This window comes from Streptomyces sp. AM25 (assembly GCF_058146165.1).
Genome location: NZ_JBKIWN010000005.1, coordinates 203,076 through 222,539 on the forward strand (window position 1 = coordinate 203,076; position 19,464 = coordinate 222,539).

At 71.6% G+C, this 19,464-nt stretch carries 13 protein-coding genes; 6 read left to right on the forward strand and 7 right to left on the reverse strand.

Features of this window, described 5'->3' with window-relative positions; translation table 11 throughout:
• Positions 1–91: 91 nt before the first annotated feature.
• A complete protein-coding gene (locus tag ACLHRZ_RS08425; protein WP_490417655.1) occupies positions 92–7,627 on the reverse strand; it encodes an SDR family NAD(P)-dependent oxidoreductase in 7,536 nt (2,511 codons plus the stop codon).
• Positions 7,628–7,756: 129 nt separating this feature from the next.
• Here ACLHRZ_RS08425 and ACLHRZ_RS08430 point away from each other — a divergent pair, with 129 nt between their 5' ends.
• The gene (locus ACLHRZ_RS08430) at positions 7,757–8,458 is read left to right on the forward strand and encodes a GPP34 family phosphoprotein (RefSeq protein ID WP_490417656.1); all 702 of its coding nucleotides are present in this window, start codon (positions 7,757–7,759) and stop codon (positions 8,456–8,458) included.
• Positions 8,459–8,473: 15 nt separating this feature from the next.
• A complete protein-coding gene (locus ACLHRZ_RS08435) occupies positions 8,474–9,238 on the forward strand; it encodes a thioesterase II family protein (RefSeq protein ID WP_490417657.1) in 765 nt (254 codons plus the stop codon).
• Positions 9,239–9,568: 330 nt separating this feature from the next.
• Here ACLHRZ_RS08435 and ACLHRZ_RS08440 read toward each other — a convergent pair whose 3' ends face one another.
• The 3 genes from ACLHRZ_RS08440 to ACLHRZ_RS08450 all read right to left on the reverse strand — a co-directional run bounded on the left by ACLHRZ_RS08440 (position 9,569) and on the right by ACLHRZ_RS08450 (position 12,037).
• A complete protein-coding gene (locus tag ACLHRZ_RS08440; protein WP_490417658.1) occupies positions 9,569–10,315 on the reverse strand; it encodes an SDR family NAD(P)-dependent oxidoreductase in 747 nt (248 codons plus the stop codon).
• Positions 10,316–10,410: 95 nt separating this feature from the next.
• Complete coding sequence (locus ACLHRZ_RS08445) at positions 10,411–10,842, reverse strand: Rrf2 family transcriptional regulator (RefSeq protein ID WP_490417659.1); 432 nt, start codon at positions 10,840–10,842, stop codon at positions 10,411–10,413.
• A 115-nt stretch (positions 10,843–10,957) separates the two neighbouring features.
• Complete coding sequence (locus ACLHRZ_RS08450) at positions 10,958–12,037, reverse strand: glycoside hydrolase 5 family protein (RefSeq protein WP_490417660.1); 1,080 nt, start codon at positions 12,035–12,037, stop codon at positions 10,958–10,960.
• A 254-nt stretch (positions 12,038–12,291) separates the two neighbouring features.
• Here ACLHRZ_RS08450 and ACLHRZ_RS08455 point away from each other — a divergent pair, with 254 nt between their 5' ends.
• Complete coding sequence (locus tag ACLHRZ_RS08455; protein WP_490417661.1) at positions 12,292–13,572, forward strand: serine hydrolase domain-containing protein; 1,281 nt, start codon at positions 12,292–12,294, stop codon at positions 13,570–13,572.
• Positions 13,573–13,639: 67 nt separating this feature from the next.
• Positions 13,640–15,025 carry an FAD-binding oxidoreductase gene (locus tag ACLHRZ_RS08460; RefSeq protein WP_490417662.1) on the forward strand — a complete coding sequence of 462 codons (1,386 nt, stop codon included), beginning with the start codon at positions 13,640–13,642 and terminating at the stop codon, positions 15,023–15,025.
• Positions 15,026–15,053: 28 nt separating this feature from the next.
• Here the strand turns inward: ACLHRZ_RS08460 and ACLHRZ_RS08465 are convergent, their stop codons facing one another.
• Positions 15,054–15,494: a hypothetical protein gene (locus tag ACLHRZ_RS08465; RefSeq protein WP_490417663.1), complete on the reverse strand. Its 441-nt coding sequence runs from the start codon at positions 15,492–15,494 to the stop codon at positions 15,054–15,056.
• Between the two features lie 249 nt (positions 15,495–15,743).
• Here ACLHRZ_RS08465 and ACLHRZ_RS08470 point away from each other — a divergent pair, with 249 nt between their 5' ends.
• Positions 15,744–16,349 carry a TetR/AcrR family transcriptional regulator gene (locus tag ACLHRZ_RS08470; RefSeq protein WP_490417664.1) on the forward strand — a complete coding sequence of 202 codons (606 nt, stop codon included), beginning with the start codon at positions 15,744–15,746 and terminating at the stop codon, positions 16,347–16,349.
• Between the two features lie 293 nt (positions 16,350–16,642).
• Positions 16,643–17,596, forward strand: coding sequence for a GNAT family N-acetyltransferase (locus ACLHRZ_RS08475; RefSeq protein ID WP_490417665.1), 954 nt, complete (start codon positions 16,643–16,645; stop codon positions 17,594–17,596).
• Positions 17,597–17,697: 101 nt separating this feature from the next.
• Here ACLHRZ_RS08475 and ACLHRZ_RS08480 read toward each other — a convergent pair whose 3' ends face one another.
• Both ACLHRZ_RS08480 and ACLHRZ_RS08485 read right to left on the reverse strand, forming a co-directional pair.
• On the reverse strand, positions 17,698–18,570 hold the full coding sequence (locus ACLHRZ_RS08480; RefSeq protein ID WP_490417666.1) for an SGNH/GDSL hydrolase family protein: 873 nt from the start codon (positions 18,568–18,570) through the stop codon (positions 17,698–17,700).
• 293 nt (positions 18,571–18,863) lie between these two features.
• Positions 18,864–19,430: a TetR/AcrR family transcriptional regulator gene (locus tag ACLHRZ_RS08485; protein ID WP_490417667.1), complete on the reverse strand. Its 567-nt coding sequence runs from the start codon at positions 19,428–19,430 to the stop codon at positions 18,864–18,866.
• Positions 19,431–19,464 lie beyond the last annotated feature (34 nt).

Below are 19,464 nucleotides of genomic sequence, written 5' to 3' on the forward strand. Positions count from 1 at the left end.
AGGCGCCTGTCCCCATGTCCGGCCGGAGCCTCGCGTACGGGTCCGCCCGCGACCGGAACAGCACGCTCACGGCTCTGCCGTCCACTCCGGTTCACGGGCGGCCCGCTGTGCCGAGGAGTGTCAGGATGCGGGCGGCGAGGCCGTCGATGCTGTCGGCGTTGACGACCTCCATGGCGGGGATCTCGTAGGACAGTTCGCTCTGGAGGGCGACGACGAGTTCGGTGGCCATGAGGGAGTCCAGGCCGAGTGCGTCCATGGCGCGGGTGCGGTCGATGCGCTCGGGGACGCGTTGGGTGATGCGGGCGACAAGTGTGACGAGCAGGTCGGCGAGCGTGTTCTCGGTGATGTCCGGGCTGCCCTCCGCCAACAGGCGGCGGGTCTCGGTGGCTTGGTCGCCGCGGGATGTCCGGGTGGGCAGCAGTCCGGTGAATCGCGGTGTGTGCATGCGCGGCAGGATCATGGCCATGCGGGCGAAGTCGAAGTGCCCGGCCTGTACGACGCTCGCATCGTTGTCGGGACCACTGTCCGGGCGGGTCATGAGGTCTTCGAGAGCGGTGAGGATCTGAGTGGTGCTCATGGGGGCGAGACCCATGCGTTCCAGCACCTCGACGACGTCGTCCAGGGCCGCGATCCCGACTTCTCCGGACAGACCCCAGCCGACGGTCAGGCCGGGGAGTCCCGCCGCCCGGCGGGCGCGGACGATGCCTTCCATGGCGAGGTTGCCTGCGACGTAGGCGGACTGGGAACGGTTGCCGATGGTGGCGGAGATGGAGGAGTGGACGACGAAGAAGTCCAGGCGGGCGTCGCGGGTCAGCCGGTCCAGGATCATGGTGCCGTTCAGCTTGGGTGCGAGTACTGCTTCGAGGGTCTCGTCGCTCAACTCGGTCAGCACTGCGTCGTCGACGACCATGGCCGAGTGGATGACGCCGCGCAGGGGCCGCCCGGTGGCGGCGATGCCGTCGAGTACGGCGGCCATGGCGGTCGGGTCGGTCACGTCGGCGGCGTGGGCGACGGCGGTGGCTCCCCTGCGGGCCAGGTCGGCCAGCAGGTCGTCCGCGCCGGGTGCTGCAGGGCCACGGCGGGAGACGAGAGCGAGACGGCGGGCTCCCCGGTCGGCGAGGAGACCCGCGGTGGCGGCTCCCAGACCGGTGAGGCCCCCGGTGATCAGGTAGGTGGCGTCGGGGTCGCAGACCAGGCGCCGGGGGGCCTCGGTGAGGTGCGGCCGGGGGGTGAGGTCGATGACCACCTTGCCCACGTGGTGTGAGCGGCGCAGCAGCGCGAACGCGTCCATGATGTTGTCGGCGGAGTAGAGGTGGTGCGGCAGCGGGCGGTAGGTCCCCTCCTGGACGCGGTGGGTGAGTTCGGCGAAGTGGCGTGCCGACAGCGGTGTTTGCCGCGTGAACATCTGGAGCGCGTCGACGGCGTGGAAGGACAGGTTGTTGCGGAAGGCCCGCAGGGCCAGGCGGCCTCCGGTGTGGATATCGCGTTTGCCGAGTTCGATGCAGCGGCCTCCGGGGCGCAGGATGCCGAGGTTGCGGTCGATGGCCTCGCCCGCAAGGGAGTTGAGGATGACATCGACGCCGTCGCCCCCGGTCAGTTCGAGCGCCTGGTCGGCGAAGCCGAGCGTGCGGGAGTCGAGGACGTGGTCGGCGCCGAGCAGGGTCAGCAGCCTGCGCTTGGCAGGGCTGCCGGCGGTGGCGATGATGCGGGCTCCGACGTGGCGGGCGTACTGCAGGGCGGCGAGTCCCACCCCGCCGGCGGCGCCGTGCACGAGGAGCGTCTCCCCCTCGGCGAGGCGGGCCAGGTGTTCCAGGGAGTGCTGGACCGTGAAGAAGGCGACCGGCAGGGTCGCCGCCTCGGTGAACGACAGATGGTCCGGGATGCGCCCGGTGCATGCGGCCGGGACCACGACGTGCGAGGCCAGGGCGCCGGGTGCGCAGGCGAAGACGCGTTCTCCGACGGTCGGTTCCGTGTCCTCGCCGACGGCGGTGACGACGCCCGCGCACTCCAGGCCCAGGCCGTGTTCCCCGGGGGCGGGGACCTCGGCGCCCGGCGGCAGTGAGTCGGTGGCCAGCAGGACGTCCCGGTAGTTGAGTGCGGCCGCCCGCACCTCGATGGTCACCTCACCCGGGCCGGGGGCGGGCGGGGCGGGGGCGGGCACCCAGTCCAGGCCGAAGCCGAGCCCCGGGCGGCGCAGACGCAGCCGATGACAGCGCCCGCCGACGGCGGCGGTGGCGGCGGGCAGGTCTCGCAGGCGTGGGACGAAGCGGCCGGCAGGGGTGAGGACGATCTCGTCCTCCGCTGTCGGGGCCAGCAGTTCGTGTGTCAGCCGGGCGGCGTCGTCCTCGGGCGACGGTCCGCGTGCGAAGGCCAGTCGCCTGACGGCAGGCCGGGGTTGTTCGTTGGCGAGGCAGCGGGCCGCCGCCCAGGGCACGCAGTCCGCCGGGGCCGTCGCGGCTCCCGTGCCGGGCACGGCCCCCGACGGGCGGGCGATCAGCCACAAGGAGGGGTCGACCGGGCGAGGAAGCTGTGCGCAGCTCCGGGCCACGGCGCGCAGGACGGCGGTGCGGGTGACGGCCCGTTCGAGGACGGTCCGTTCGTGGTGCGGGCCTTTCGGACCGTCGCCGTTGGTGTCCGTGCTCCCGCCTGCGAGCAGGAGGACCAGGGCGGGCCGGGTCCGGCCGGTCCGTAGATGCGCCGCCCATTGACCGGGGTCGGTGGTGGCCTGGACGACGGTCGCCGGTGCGTCGTCCGCCGAGCCGAGGGCCGTCGCGAGGGCCTGGGCGAGGGGGTCGTCCGGTTGCTCGGCGGCGACGATCCAACTGGTCGCAGGATCGGGGACCATGCGCTGGTCCGCCGGTGAGTCGGAGGTTCTGGCGGGTTGTTGGCCGATCCGCCCGTGTGCCCGCCGCGCAATGAGGACGGAATAGTCGTCTTCAGCGCCATCGGCATGCACCTGAGCCGTCTCGTCGAAACCGTGGGCGGCGAGCAGTTCGTGCCACTGCCCGGCCGTCAGGAGCGGGGATCGCGGGCGCAGATCGGGGTCGTCGGCGTTCCAGAAGCTCGTCAGCAGGCCGAAACAGGGGCGGAGCCGGTCGAGGTTGTGGGTCTCGGCGGCCAGCAGGTGGCCGCCTTCGCCGAGCAGGCCGGCGAGGCGGGTGAGGCTCTCGCGCAGCCGGGTGGTGGCGTGCAGGACGTTGTCGGCCACGACGAGGTCGTACGCGCCCCGGGCGAAGCCCTGCCCTTCGGGGTCCCGGTCCAGGTCGAGCGGGCGGTAGTCGATGTGGTCGTGACCGGCGAAGCGTGCCTGGGCGCGGGGGAAGAACGTGGCGGAGATGTCGGTGAAGGTGTAGCGCGTGCGCTCGGGCGGCAGGACGTCGAGGAGCGCCGTGGTCAGGGCTCCGGTGCCGGCGCCGACTTCCAGGACGCGCAGGGGCCGGTCCTCGGGCCAGTGCCGGACGAGTTCGCGGACGAGGGCGGCCAACCGGGCCTTGTCGTGACGGACCACGGTGCTCGTCGCGTAGAAGTTCTCCACCCAGTGACGGTCGTTGTCCCCGAAGAGCATGGCGACGGCGTCACGACGGCCGAGGAGCACCTCGGGCAGCAGGGTGCCGCAGTACGCATACAGCACCGCCTCCGTGGCGCACTCCGGGACCGCTTGCAGCAACTGCGCCAGAACGCCCTGGGGTTCGGGAAGGGCCGTCGGCACCCAGTTCCCGTCACGGTCGTGGTGCAGCAGCCCGGCGCGTGCGCCTTGGTCGAGTGAGGCGTGCAGCAGGTGCCGGTAGACGGGGAGCGCACCGGCACGGATGAGGCTGTCGGGCGTGTGTGCGGTGGCCCCGGGGTCGAGAGTGCGCAGTGCGCGGAGGGTGAAGTGCGCGCTCAACCGGTCGAACAGAACGGCGGCGTTGGCGTACCGCTCCCCGTCCCAGTCCCCGTTGCAGGTGCGTTCGGCAGCACGGACCAGTTCACGCAGGGCGGGCAGGGACGGGGCGGGTGCGACGGGGTCGAGTGCGTGGGGCACTGCGCGCAGGACCGTGACCATGCGGCGCGGCGCGGTGCCGGCGGCATCGAATCGGCGCAGTCGGCAGCCGTCGGCCTCGGCGGTGACGCGGCCCTGGTCGTCCAGGAGGCGGATGTCCCAGGTCACCTCGCGCGGGGTGCTCTCGCGGCGGCGTACGCAGGCCCAGCCCTCGGCGGGGGCCTCCGCCCATACCCGCAGGGTGGTGATGGCCGCAGGAAGGTAGGGAGCGTCCGGTGCACGGCCTCCCCCGGTGCCGTCCTGGGCGAGCAGGGGGGCACCCGCCTGGAGGGCCGCGTCGAGGAGGGCGGGGTGGAGCACGTACGGGGCGGGCGCGGCCGGCCCCGGGTGCTCGGGGAGTGCGTACCGGGCCAGGACTTCACCGTCACCGACGTGCAGGCCGGTGAGGACGGTGAAGGCGGGTCCGTAGGTGATGCCTGCGGCGGCGGCCCGGGCGTGGGCGTCGGCCGCGGAGACGGTCTGCGGCAGGCGGGCGCGCAAGGCCCGGACGTCCTCCGCCGCGGGCCGGTCGCGCAGCAGGCGGCGTACGACGCCTCGGGCATGCGGGCGCCAGGGCCCGGTGCCGTCGCGGCTGGTGATGCGCACGGTGCCGTCGGCCGCGTCGAGCGAGGTCTGCAGGCGGACGTCCATGGCGGGGTCGTCGAAGGGCAGGGTCAGGGCCCGTTCGACGGCCAGGTCCTCGAGCTGGACGGTGCCTTGGAGGTGGAGACGGCCGGCGCCCAGGGCCGCCTCGGCGAAGGCGGCGGCGGGGACGACGACCGCACCGGTGACGACGTGGTCGGCGAGCCACCGGTGGCGGGTGGGGTCGATGCGCAGGTGCCAGAGGGGTTCGGCGTGGGCGGTGCGCTCGCCGAGGAGGGGGTGGTGCTGCCGGCCGTCGCCGCAGCCCCGCCCGTACCATCGCGGTGAGCCGTGCCAGTGGCGTTCGTGCTGCCAGGGGTAGGCGGGCAGGTCCTGGACCCGGCCCGGTACGGGGAAGAAGGCGCCGACGTCGGTGCGGGCACCGGCAGCGAGCAGGGCGGCGGCGGTCCGTTCCAGGGCCTCGGATCCGTCCCGGTCCCGCGAGAGGGTCGGCAGCACCATGGTCGGCCCGGTGTCCTCGTCCGCGAGGATGCGCTGCAGATAGCCGGCGAGAACCGGGTGCGGGCCGATCTCCACGAAGGCGTCGCAGCCCGCGTCCGCCAGCGCCCTGACCGCGTCCGGAAGTTGCACGGGGCGGCGGATGTTGTGCCACCAGTACGGCCCGGTCAGTGATGCTCCCGGCTGGAGGGCTCCGGTGACGGTCGAGGCGAACGGGATCGTGCCGGCCTGTGGGTGCACGGTGGCCAGGGCGGTGCGCAGTTCCGCCTCGATGGGGTCCATGTGCGCGGTGTGAAAGGCGTGGTCGAGGTCGAGCATCCGGAAGAAGACGCCCTGTGCGGCCAGCTTCCGGGCCAGCTCGTCGAGAGCGGCCTCGTCACCGGCGACCGTCACATCACGGGGGCTGTTGACGGCGGCGAGTTCCAACAGGCCGTCGAAGACGTCCAGTTCCTTCAGCGCCTCTTCGGGAGGCAGGCCCACGGCGGCCATGCGCCCGGAACCGGCGGTACGGGCCTGGGTGCGACTGCGGTGGGTGATGACCCGGGCGGCGGAGGCGAGGTCGAGCGCGCCGCAGGCGTGGGCGGCGGCGATTTCCCCGACGCTGTGCCCGGCCACGCCCACGGGGCGCACCCCGTAGGCCGCCAGGGCGGCGGTGAGCGCCACTTGCACGGTGAACAGCAAGGGCTGGGCGATCTCGGTCCGCGCCTGCCGGGCCGTGTCGGTGCCGTGGGCCAGTTCCTCTTGTACGGACCAGCCGAGCAGGGGTGCCAGGGCCGCGTCGGCCTCGGCGACGGCATCGCGGAACGCCGTCGCCCCGGGTACGCGCTCGGAGGCAGTGAGCAACCGGCGTCCCATGCCCGTCCATTGGGCGCCGTTGCCGCTGTAGACGAAGGCGATCGCGCCGCGTGCGAGCGCGGGCGCGGGCGCGGGCGGCGCACCGGCGGCGGCGCGCAGCCGCGCGGCGGCGGCGCGGGCGTCGGCGGCCAGGACGACGGAGCGGCAGGGGTGCCTGCCGCTCCGCATGAGGGTGGTGTGGGCGATGTCGTAATACGTGCGGGTGTCGTTGCCCGTGGCGTCGAGCCGGTCGGCGAGCGCGGCGGCAGCTGCGGCGAGGGCGGCAGGCGTGCGTCCGGAGACCAGCACCGGGCGTGGGCCCTCGGGCGGGTCCTGCCGGGGGGCGGGCGCGGGGGCGGGCGCGAGGACCGCGTGGGCGTTGGAGCCGCCGAACCCGAAGGAGTTGACGCCCACCAGCCCGCCGGAGGCCGTCGCCAGCGGGGTGGCCGCGGGCACGGGTGCCAGGCCCAGGCGGGGGAAGTCGATGGCGGGGTTGACCGGCAGGCCGTGCAAGGAGGGCGGGATGATGCGATGGCGCAGGACGAGGACGGCCTTGAGGAGTCCGGCCAGCCCCGAAGCGGACTCCAGGTGCCCGAGGTTGGTCTTGACCGACCCGATGGGCAGCGGCGGCCCCACCGTGCACCTGCCGGCCAGGGCCGCCGCGATGGCCTCGCACTCCAGGGGGTCGCCCACGGGGGTCCCGGTGCCGTGCGCCTCCATGTACACCAGGTCACGGGCGTCCGGTCCCGACGAGCCGTAGACCTGGCCCAGCAGGGCGGCCTGCGCCCGGGCACTGGGCTGGGCCAGGCCGGGGGTGCGGCCGTCGCTGTTGGTCCCCGTGGCCACGATCACGGCGTGGATGCGGTCGCCGTCGGCGAGGGCCCGGCCGAGCGGCTTGAGGACGAGGAGCACGCCTCCCTCGGCCCGTACGAACCCGTCGGCTGCCGCGGAGAAGGCGCGGCAGCGGCCGGTGGGCGAGAGCATCGACGCCTTGGCGAAGCCGACGAACTCGTGCGGCCCGACGAGGACGTTGACGCCGGCGGCCAGCGCCAGCTGCCCGCCGGAGCCGAGGAACATGCACCCCTGGTGGAGGGCGACCAGGCTCGACGAGCAGGCGGTGTCCACGGCCAGGCTGGGGCCGTGCAGGTCGAAGGCGTGGGAGAGACGGCCCGCGGTGTTGCTGCTCGCCAGCCCGGTCATGGTGTGCCGGTCGGCGGTCTCCAGCCGGCTGAACTGGAGGTTGCCGTAGGAGTGGTTGGACACCCCGACGAAGACCCCGGTGCCGGAACCGGCCAGGCGGGCCGGGTCGATGCCGGCGTCGTCCACCCCCTCGGCGGCCAGCTCCAGCAGGATCCGCTGCTGCGGGTCCATGCGGCCGGCCTCGCGCGGGGAGAGGGAGAAGTATTCGGCGTCGAAGCCGGCGATGTCGTCGAGCACCCCCGCAGCCGCCGTATAACTGCGCCCGGGCCGACGCGGGTCGGCGTCGGTGAACTCCTGCGCGTCGAAGCGGTCAGCAGGTATCCGCGTGACCAGATCCCGTCCGTCGAGGAGCGCGGACCACAGCGTGTCCAGGCTGTTCAGACCGCCCGGGAGGCGGAGAGCGACCCCGACGACCGCCACATCGCCTCCGCGGCCGGCCTCCCCCGCACAGCCCTCGGCACGACCGTCCATGTCAGCCCCCACGGCAGCACACTCCCCTACTGGCCTGTCGGAGACCTGCCCATGCCGTGAGGGAAAGATTCGTCCCCCGGAACAGGCGAACCCTCCGGTCCGCACCCCTGGTCCAGGCAGAATGGCCATATGGCTGGCCCGCTGATGCTGCCCGAGGAATTCGCGCTGCTCTCGCTCGCCGACACCGGCAAAGTGATCGACTCCGGCCAGGCCAAGACCGGTTGCGCGCTGGCAGAACTCGGCGAGCTCGCGCTGCGCGGCAAGCTGCTGGTCCGGCCGCGCAAGTTCAAGATGTTCGGCCTGGACGCGTACAACCCGCCCGCGTCCGAGATCCAGCTGATCGACGCCACCCCGGTCGGCCTGGTCTGGGCCGACGAGCTGCTGGCCGAACTGGCGCACACGGGCGGGCCTTTGGCAGCACACAACTGGTTGCGGCGGCGACGCCGGCGCAACGCGTTCCTCTGGCACCGCGACGCGCTCGTCACACGCGGTCTGATCCGGCACGCGCCGGGCAGCGGACGGTTCCGGCGGGAGCGGTATCACCCGGACCCGACCATGCGGAACAGGCTGATCAACGAGGTCCGCCTGGCCGTCGGGATTCTTCTGGCCACCGGTGGGGGACGTCAACTGGACGCACACATGCTGTTTCTGTCCGACATGGTGCTCAACAGCGAGCTGAACAGGGACCTGGGGATTCCACGGCTCACAATCCGGCGCGGGCTGGACCGGGCCCGCGGGACAGGGGCAGTGGCATCCGTACCCAAGCAGCTGCGGGACACCAGCGAGGTGCTCGCCGCGCTGGTGCCCAAGCGGTCGCGGGGCCAGGACTAAGGAATCGATCCGACAGTGAGGGCACTCGGTGACGGACTGCTGTCGGACCTGACGCCCGAGCAGGGGTGGTACGGCAGCGCGGACGCCGCCGTGCTGCTCCTCCCCGGAGTGGGGGGCAGCGCCGCGGACTTCGCACACTGGCCCCGCCGCCTCACCCCCGGATTCCGGATCCTGTCCGCCGGCCGTCCGGGGCGGCGGACCGGCCCTGCGACTCCTGACCCGGCAGCCGGCCTTGCCGGACTGGCGGCCCGGCTTGCCGACACCCTGCTGCAGCACGTCACGGAACCCCTGCTGATCTTCGGTCACAGCATGGGCGCGGTCCTCGGCTACGAGACCGCCTGGCACCTCGCCCGCCGACGCCGGCCTGCCCTGGCCCTCCATGCCTGCGCGGCCTTCTCACCGCCCGAATACGGGGACTTCGACCTGAACAGCCGGGCCATGGACGACGATGCCCTGACCGGCCTCGCCACCGCCCTGGCCATCCCCGTGCCTCGTGGAGCGGCACTACGGGCGCTGCGCACCGACCTTGCCCTGATCGATGCCTACGAGTACGGCCCCTCCCCCCGGCCGTTGGAGTACCCGATCACCGTATGGAGTGCCCGCGACGACACCGTCGTCCCCGCCACCTCGGCAGAACGGTGGCAGCCGATGACCCTCCATCCCCTCGCACGCCACACCCTCCCCGTCACTCACCACTGCCTCAACACCCCCCAGGCCATCGAACCGATCACCCGCGCCCTGCACCGCGAGGCCGCGCATTCCCCGCCCGGGTCGTCGTGAGCACGCTGCACGGGGTCGGCCTGGAGCGGGCCCGTGCCGACCGCGCCCTGGGAGAGGCCCTCGCCACGGGAGCCGCCCCCCCCCCCCCCCGCAGCCGAGGGCGATTGGCGTGACTAGGGCCTGTCCGATGGGTCAGTGCGGGCCCCGCGGCGTCCGGTGCTGGGGGCACCTCCCAGCGGTAGCTGGGGGAGCATCGCAAGGCGGAGCATCATCCGCGTACTGGGCGTACTCGGGTGATGCGACAACGCGGCGAGGTGCCGTGCCTGGGGGCACCTCCCAGCGGTAGCTGGGGGAGCGTCGCGGGGTCTGTGCTGACCCATCGGACAGGCCCTAGAGCTGGGTGGTACCGCCGTCGACGAACAGTTCCGCGCCGGTGGTGAAGGAGCTCTGGCCCCCGGCCAGGTAGAGGGCGGTGGCGGCGACCTCGTCGGGACGGCCGGCGCGGCCGAGGGGGGTCGGTGCGGTGGGCTCGGCGGCCTGGCCGTCTCGCGGGAGTGCGGCGCGCAGTTCGTCGGCGCCGGGGGTGGTGACGGGGCCGGGGGTGAGGGTGTTGACCCGGATGCCGCGGTCGGCGAGCTCGGCGGCCCAGGTGCGGGCGAGGCTGCGGATCGCGGCCTTGGTGGCGGCGTAGACGCCCAGGCCCGGGACACCGCGCAGGGCCGCACTGGAGGAGAGCAGGATCACCGAGGCGCCGGCCGACAGTAGCGGAAGTGCCTTTTGGACAGTGAAGACCGTGCCCTTGAGGTTGATGGAAGTGGTGCGCTCGTACTCCTCCTCGGTGATCGTGCCGAGCGGGCCGGAGGCGCCGACGCCGGCGTTGGCCACGATGATGTCGAGACGGCCGCTGCGCTCGGTGATCTCGGCGAAGAGCCGGTCGAGGTCGTCGAGTTGCGATACGTCGCTGCGGATGCCGATGGCGCGGCCGCCGATCTGTTCGACGGCGTCGTCCAGTTCGGCCTTGCGGCGGCCGGTGAGGTAGACGGTGGCTCCTTCGGCGGCGAACCGGCGGGCGATGGCCAGGCCGATGCCGGTAGAGGCCCCGGTCACCAGAGCGGTCTTGTTGTCCAGCTGTCCCATGACATTCTCCGAATACTTGATGTAACTGTTGTGGTTACATTTCGGGCCGCAAAAGGCGCCCTGCTGCCGCGGCCCGGTGGGGCCTGCGGCCGAAGCTAGGTGGCTTTCAGTACGTCGCGCAGTACATCCTCCAGGGTGGTTCGCGCCAGCTCCGCGCGGAGAGCGGTCTCGACCCCGTCGTAGGCGACGCCCAGCACCGGCGCTATGCCGTGGCCCACGACGCACTCGGGGTCGGGTGCGGCGGGGTGCAGGGCGAAGACCGGCCCCGGCTCCACCGCCTCGTAAATGTCGAGCAGGGTGATCGCCGACAGGCCCCGCGACAACGTCCAGCCGGCGCCGGCGCCTCTTCGCGAGTCGACCAGGCCGGCCTTGCGCAGCTGGGCCAGCAGGCGCCGGATCACCACGGGGTTGGTGTTGACGCTTGTCGCGATCTGCTCGGAGGTGGCGACGTCGTGACCGCGGCGCTGATACAGCCCGATCCAGGTCAGGGCGTGCGCGGCGACGGTCAGTCTGCTGTTGGCCCCCATGCGTCCGTCACCTCCCTTCGGGTTGTAACCATAACAGTTATGACTGTCCTCGGCATGCGCCCGCACCGACTCACGAGCAGAAGCCCGTGCGGCGTCCCGGGCCCCGGGTACCGGATCATGCGTGCGACGCGGAGGCGACCGCGTCCCTCCAGCGCCGATTGGTCTCCGCGGCGACTCTCACCAGATCGGCATACGGCTCGTCCCACGGGTCCTTGAGCCCGAAGCCGCGGTGCGGGTTCTCCAGCCAGCTGCACCAGTGCCAGCCCAGACACCAGGGCCGGGCCGCGAATGTGTCGGCGATCATCCGGTAGCCCTCACCACGCCCGGCCTGGTCGCGCGCCGACCCGGTACGCGAAGGGCTCATGACCGTCGGGCACCAGTTGCCGGTATCCGCCACGAGGATCGGCAGTCCCGTGCGCGCGTGCCACGCGTCGAACCGGTCGGCGACCGCGTCGATCGCCGCCTGGTCGACGGCCGGGAAGCTCTGCAGGCTCAGCACGTCCACGTGGGCCGCGGCCGCGTCCAGCACCGGTTCCGGGATCCCCGCCCGCGTCCCGTAGCGGTCGCCGAGGACCAGGTGGTTCGGGTCGTGGCGGCGGATGGCCCGGGCCGAGACCCGGTAGTAGGCCTCCGCGATCTCCCCGAGCTCGCTCCGGGAATAGCCCGCGCCGGCCGGGTGCCGCGCCCACGCCGGCGCGTCGACGAGGAAGTAGCCGATCAGGTTCGGATCCTCCGGCCGGCACCGGGTCCGGGCCAGGTGGTCGCACCACTGCGCGAACGCCTCGGACCGAGGGTCGCGGTAGGCCGGGTGGCCGTTCCAGTGCTCGATCTCGGCCACCCGCAGAGACAGCGTGTAGGGCAGGCCGGCACCGGCCGCCTCGTCGTCGGGCAAACCGTCCGAGTGACCGAGATCGACCACGTCGTGCGTGGCCGACAGTCCACTGCCGCTGACGTACTCCGCGCTCCACCCCAGCGTGTTGAACCCCCACTCCGAAAGCTCCGGCACCACACCCTCATGCAGCCAACGCCGACGCGAGGACCCGTAACGCTCGGCAAACAGGCCCACGTTGTGCGGATACCGCAGATTCGTGTCGTCCGCATGGACGACACCGATGGACAAGAACGGATCTCCACCGGGCGTCATGAACCGCCACCGGGCCGAAACGTCCAGCGTGAAGTACCCGTGCGCGGCCATGCCGCTCCTCTCCCTGCGCATCCCGCCGACATCAACCTACGCCCCACAGTTCGCTCTCCCGAACCCGCAATATCTGCCCTGAGTTCCTGCTGAGGATCCCTCGGACACGCCGAACCCGCGGCAGGGTGCCGCCCTGGGGATCCTCGACTCCTGCCGGCCCCACCCCGGAGCCGGGGGCCCGCCCCATGGGGCACGTCGGCATGAACACCCAGACTACGAAGGGTAGTTACCGCCCCTGAACAAGGAGTACGTACGTGAACGGGAAGTCCCTGCCCTCGCGCCGCATCCGGCTCACGGCACTCGCCTTGACCTCGGCCGCCGCTCTCACTGCCGCCGTCACGACATGCTCGTCACCCGCAGCCACGACAGCGGAACACACCTCTCGCCCGGCCTGGCCGGGCGAGTTGACGGCGCTGGTCCAGCGGGACGTGGACGAGGGTGCCCCCGGCGTCGTCGTGCGCGTCGACGACGGCCGGGGACCGGCAGTCGAGATTGCCCGGCAGGCACCATGGTCCCGCAGAGACCACCGGCTGTCGGCGGGCGACCGCTTCAAGATGGGCTCCAACACGAAGACGATGGTCGCCACCGTGATCCTGCAACTGGCCGCCGCACACCGCCTCGCACTGTCCGACCCCGTCGACACATGGCTCCCCGGGCTCGTGCCCGACGGGCGGGCGATCACACTGCGGATGCTCCTGAACCACACCAGCGGCCTGTTCAACTACACCAACGACTCTGATGCACTGAAGGCGTTCACCGGCCAGGACGCGCGGCCGTGGACACCACAGGAACTGATCACGGCAGCCGTCCGCCACGCACCCCTCTTCTCCCCCGGCACCCGGTACTCCTACAGCAACACCAACTACATCGCGCTGGGCCTCGTGGCCGAGAAGGCCGGCGGACACAGCCTGGGAGACCTGATCCGCCGACGCATCACCGAACCGCTGCACCTGAAGAGCACCTACCTCGACACGGGGACGTCCCGGCCGGGCGCCCCGCGTCTCGCGCACGGGTACGAGCCCGATGCCGACCGTCTGGCGCCGTTGCTGCCGCCGGGCACTCCGGCAGGCACGGCCTTCGCGGGCCCCGCCCGGCCCGGCGGCAACGTCGACACCACGGAGATCGGCCTCAGTTCGGAGTGGGCAGCCGGGGCCATGGTCTCCACCGCCGCCGAATGGGCGCGCTTCGACGCCGCGTTGCTCTCGGGCAGGCTGCTCCCCGCGACCGAGCTACGGGAGATGCGCACCACGGTCCCGGAAGAGCCGACCATCAAGAACCGGTACGGACTCGGCCTGGAAAGGATCGTCACACCCTGCGGCACCGTCTGGGGCCACGTCGGCCAGGTACCGGGCTATTCCAGCGAGGACTACACCGACGCCACGGGCCGTCGCACGGTCTCGGTCTTCGCCTCCACGGTCTTCGGACTGGCCCGACCCGCGACGGGCGCCGCCGACCGGGCTGTGGTCGACGCCGCGGTCTGCGCCATGCTCGACCAACCCGTCCCCGGCAAGTCGGAGAGCGGACCGAGGACATGAAGGCACCGACGACGACGGCACGGGATATTCTGAAATTCCTGCCTGACCGGCCGAAGCGAGGTCGCCCGTGACCCCATCGACGGAGAAGACGCTCGCCCGCCTGGCCGACACGCTGCGTCGCGTGATCGGCGCCGACCGGGTCGTCACTTCCGGCCCCGGCTACGACGCTGCCGCAGCTCTGTGGAACGGCGCGGTCCGGCACCGTCCCGGCGTGATCGTCCGCTGTGCCGAACCGGCCCATGCCCAGGCGGCAGTTCTGGCCGCCCAGGAGTGCGGCGTGCCGCTGTCGGTGCGCGGCGGCGGTCATGACTGGGTCGGCCGGGCACTGGTCGACGGCGGTCTGACGATCGACCTGACCGGTCTGCGCCAGGTGCGGGTGGATCCGGCCTCGGCCGTGGCGGACGTGGGCGGCGGTGCGACAGCCGCCGATCTCGTCGGTGCCGCCCAGCCGTTCGGCCTCACCGCGGCGACCGGTGCCTGCGGCGCGGTCGGCATGGCAGGGCTGAGTCTCGGCGGCGGCTACGGGCCGCTGAGCGGACGGTTCGGACTGGCGCTGGACAATGTGCTGTCCGTGGACGTCGTGCTCGCCGACGGCTCATTGGTCACAGCCGATGCCGCGCAGGAACCTGAGCTGTTCTGGGCGTTGCGCGGCGGTGGTGGCAACTTCGGCGTGGTCACCTCGATGCGCGTCCGGCTCCACGCGGTGCCGACGCTCCTGTCCGGCACCCTCATGTTTCCCTGGCCGCAGGCGCCGGCGGTGCTGGCCCGGCTGGAGGGTCTCCTGCCGGACGGCCCGGACGAGTTGACCATACAGTGGGGCATCCTCACCGGCCCGGACGGAGCGCGCGTGGTCTTCGTCGCCCCGACCTGGAGCGGTGACGACGCCCGCGCGGGCGAACGCGCCCTGGAACGGCTGCAGGCTCTCGGCGAGCCCGTGTTCGTCCGGCTCGGCCCCACCACCATGCCCGACCTGCTGGCGGGCACCGATGCCGCGTTCCCCGCCGGCAGGCACGTCGAGATGCGCCATCGGACCGTCCCCGCACTCAACTCCGCGGTACGCGCGGCTTTCCAGGACGCGGGCAGCACCCTGACCTCGCCGCTGTCGGCCGTCAACCTGCACAGCCTGCACGGCGCCGCCGCCCGCGTGCCCGCGACCGACACGGCGTTCGGCGAGCGCACCCCGCACCTCATGGTGGAGATCATCGCCCTCTGGGAACCGGGCGATGCCGGAGAGCAGGGCCATCGCGCCTGGGCCCGTGGACTGTCCACGGCCCTCGAACCCGAGGCCCTGCCCGGCGGCTACGCCAACCTGCTCGCCCCCGATGAATACGAACAGATCGCGTACGCCTACGCGCCGAACACCGACCGGCTCCTCACGGCGAAGCGCCGCTTCGACCCCGACGGCGTCTTCCACGCCATACCGCTGCCGAACGGCACCGGGACGACAGCGTGAACGTCATCCCGATGCGCCGCCGACAGGTTCACCAGCGGGTGATGCCCATCGTCCGCGCCGCGTCGTGAATGGCGAGGTAGTGATAGGGCGTCATGCCCGACTGCTTGATCGGCGCAGTGAGGTCGTCGTGCCGGAACTCGTCCCGCGAGCAGGTCAGGAGGCTGGTTCCGTACCGCACGGGTACGGAACCGGTGCCGTGGACGGGATGGGACTTGGCCGCGGTCCGGCTGCCGGCGTGCGCCAGGATGCTCCGGGCCTGGTTGTACGCGGCGGCGCTGATCTGACTCGGGTTGGCCGGCACACGGGTGCCGAGAGTGTCTCGAGTGTCGAGGGCGCTGCGGATATCGAAACAAGGCACCCTCGCCGGCCGGTGGGGTGTGGCGTTGGCGGCGACGGCCGGTGAACCGGCAACTGCGAGAGCTGTAGCCGCGATTGCGGCGGCCAGTGCGGTGCGGAGCGCATTCTTCATGACGATGAGTCCTCACACTGGTGGATGGTGGCAATACGGGTTCGCGACGACAGGTCCGTCGGATGACGAATCATCGGCTGGGCCGTGCTGCATGCGGTGCAGGGAGCTCTTCGACGGCTTCACGGTCCAGTGGCGCGAGGTGTCTCCCGGGGGATGTCCTACCCTGGAGCTCTGGAGTCAAACGGAAAGCTTTTCCGTTTAACTCGACTGTACGGAAAGCCTTTCCGGTCACGCAAGAGGAGGAGCCCCGTGCCCGAGGACGCGTCACTGCCCGAAGCCTCCCCGGCCGCGCCGCGCCGGCGCGCCGACGCCCAACGCAACATCACCGCGTTGCTCAAGGCTGCGAAGGCGGTCTTCGACACCTCGGGGGTCGACGCACCCGCAAAGGAGATCACCGACCTGGCCGGGCTGGGAGTCGGGACGCTCTACCGTCACTTCCCTCAGCGCTCCGACCTCGTCAAGGCAGTGGTGCAGAGCAGCATCGACGCCTGCGCCGCTGCCGGACCACAGCTCGGCGCCTCACACGATCCGGTCACGGCACTGGTGAAGTGGATCCAGCGGTACACCCAACTCCTGGAGACCAAGCGGGGGCTTGCCTCAGCGCTGCACTCGGGCGACCCGGCCTACGCAGCCCTGCCCGGCTACTTCCTGCAGAAGCTCACCCCCGCCCTCGCCGCGCTGCTCGCCACCGCGGCGGCCGACGGCGCGATCCGCGACGACGTCGGCGCCCATGACCTGCTGTTCGCCATCGCCCATCTGTGCCTGCCCGCACCCGGTGGAGACTCCGAACACGGCACGCGCATGGTGGGCGTCCTGATCGACGGCCTGCGCAACGTCCCACAGCGGCAGTCGTGACCGCGGCCGTCTTCCCGCTTGCCGTACAGGGCGATTGCGGTGTCGAGGCGGGCGGCGGCTGGGGGAACACGTCGCACCGTTTGCCTCCTTGGCCGCCGCTGTGGATGTGCCCCGGCCACGGTGGGCATTGACACACTGGATGCGATGCCCCGTCTGTTCGCTGCCGGCCCGCGGCTGCCGCCCGCACTCACCCCGGACGTCGCCGCCACGCACGAACGACAGCGCGGGGTCTCGGCTCGGGAATCCGCCGCTGCCCTGTCCCGACACCACAGACCACGGCCCAAGGGGAACACATGACGTCGGCGAAGCAGCCAGCAAGCGATGTGACGATCCGCCCGCTCCAGGAGCGCGACCTCGAAGTCGCCGACCAGGTGATGCGAATGGCGTTCGGCACTTTTCTGGAGGCCCCGGATCCGATGCTTGTCTTCGGTGACGTGGATCTGGTCCGCCCACGGTTCGCGGCTGCGCCGGACTGGGCGTTCGCCGCTGAGCGCGAGGGAGAAGTGGTCGGCTCGAACTTTGCGACGCGCTGGGGCAGCTTCGGCTTCTTCGGCCCGCTGACGGTGCGGCCCGATCTGTGGGACCGGGGCATCGCGAGCCGGCTGATGGAGCCGATCGTCGAACTGATCGACAGCTGGCAGGTTCGTCAAGCAGGCTTGTTCACCTTCCCGCAGAGCACCAAGCACATCTGGCTCTACCAGAAGTTCGGTTTCTGGCCGCGACAGCTCACTCCCGTGATGGAAAAGGACGTCTCACCACCGGCCTCTCCGCCCCGGTTCACGACCTACTCGCAGACCGCCGGCCCGGAACGCCCTGGAGCCTTGAACGCCTGTCGTGACGTCACTCACGCGATCTTCGATGGTCTCGACGTCGAGCACGAAATCCGCGCCACGCATGACCAGTCCCTGGGCGACACCGTCTTGCTGGACGACGGGTCCGGGTTCGCGGTGTGCCACTGCGACACGGGCGAGGCCGGTACCGGCGCCTGCTTCGTGAAGTTCGGTGCGGTCCGGCCCGGCAGCAACGCCGCACAGCGCTTCGAACGACTGCTGGAGGCGTGCGAGCGACTGGCGGCGGACCGGGGCCTGCGCCGTATGGTCGCGGGCGTGAATGTCGCCCGCCACGACGCCTACCGCAGGATGCTGGAGCGGGGGTACAGGACATTCCTCCAAGGCGTGGTCATGCTCAATCCCGACGAGGACGGCTACTGCCGTGCCGACGCCTACGTCATCGACGACCTTCGGTGACCACCGCACGGCCGTTCCAGGACTGTCAATTACGGGATGACGACGAGCCGACCATCTCTGCCTCGACCGACGCCACCGAGATGACCCTCCGGGAAGTGGGCTCAGCCCAGCCGGGCCGTGATCATGTCGGCCACGGCTGCCATGCCTTCCGGCTTCGGGTGATACGGCGTGCGGCCGGACGGGACGTCGTACCGCTCCACCCATGGCGTGGCCGAACAGGCGTTGTGGCTGCTGCTGGCGCCGGCCACGTCGATCACGGTGGCCTGCTGGGCAGTTGCCGCCTGCTGGGTGGCCGACCGCAGACGGGCGGCCACGTGCCGCTCGAATCCGGCCTGTGCCGTGGTCAGCGGCACCCCGGAACAGCTTCCACCGGCCGGCAGGACCGTGAAGTAGTTGACCAGGAGCACCTGTGCATCCGGCGCGCGCCGGTGCACCGCGGCGACCACGTTGCCGATCTTGGTGTGCACGGTCTCGAGTGCCGCACCGATGGCGTCCTGGTCGACGGTGTCGCAGTGCGGGCGCTGGGTGTTCCGGCAGGAGTAGGCCATCAAACTGCCCAGGTAGTCCACGTCGTTGCCGCCGATGGTGACGGTGACCAGCCGGGTGTCGGCGGTGACCGCCGAGATCTGCGGCGCCTGGCCGTCCTGGCCGGTGGTGAGGATGTTCGCAGTGGTGGCGCCACTGCAGGTGACGTCGGTCAGCGCGAGACCGAGGCGGTCCGCGGCCCGACTGGCGTAGTTGTTCGCGGAGCGCCCGCACGCTGCCGGGCTGCCGGGCTTGGTCGGGGTGATGCCGGGGCCTGCGGCGAACGAGCTGCCCATGGCCACGTACTCGGCGCCCCGTGGCACGCCCGCGGGGGCCGCCTGTGCCGGGACGGCAGTGGTACCCGCGGTGAGGACCGAGGCGACACCGATCAGGGCCACCGCCCACAGGGCTTTCCCCCGCCGGCGTCCCTGTGCTGCGCGTACCGTCACTCAAGGCTCCTTCTGCTGCACCTGTGACGGGTGACAGCCTCGCCCGTCACAGGGTTGAACACGCTTCTGCTGTACAGCCTGCCTTCAAGGGTGCCGGAGGGAGGGGCAACGTGCGGCTGTGTCATGGAAATTGTGCCGGAGACCTGGGGCGATTCCCGGGCGTCACGCCCACGAACACCCCGAAGGGAGCCGGCATGGAGCCCCGCCCCCTCTCACTCTCGCCCTTGACCACCGAGGGAGGAAAGGCGGGGCACCACTGCCGGCACCGCCGGTCCTGACCGCCGGTTCGCCGTTTAGCCGCTCGTGGTCACGGCCTTGAGCTCGTCCAGCGATTCCCTCATCGACTGCGACAGCTCGCGTTCCTCGGACGCCGTGATCCAGCGCTCGAAGCCGACCTTGAAGACGGCGATTCCCACCTCGGCAGTCAGGCTCGCGGCCGGCTCCGCAACGCCTCGTCGGCGTAGGGTGGCGGTGAGTGCGGCCGAGATCGAGGCAAGCTTGATCAGCTCGCGCTCCCGGAGTTCCGCGTTCGCCGCTATGACGGCCTGTCGCTGCCGGGAGTACTCGCGGCGGTCGGCGAACATCTTGGAGACCGCCTCAAGCCCCGCCGCTATCGCGTCGATCGGCGCCGCGGATTCCGGGGCACCGGCGACCGCCTGCACGAACAGTTCCTCCAGCGAACGGGAGCCGGCGAACAGCACCTCGCGTTTGTCGGCGTAGTGCCGGAAGAAGGTCCGCTCCGTGAGGCCGGCCCGTCTGGCGATCTCCGCCACCGTGGTCTGCTCGTAGCCGCGCTCGCTATAGAGCTCCAACGCCGCTTTCGTCAGGCGTCCGCGCGCGTCCGGCTCCCATCTACCCATGTGTAGATCCTACTTGATGACAGCGACTGACATC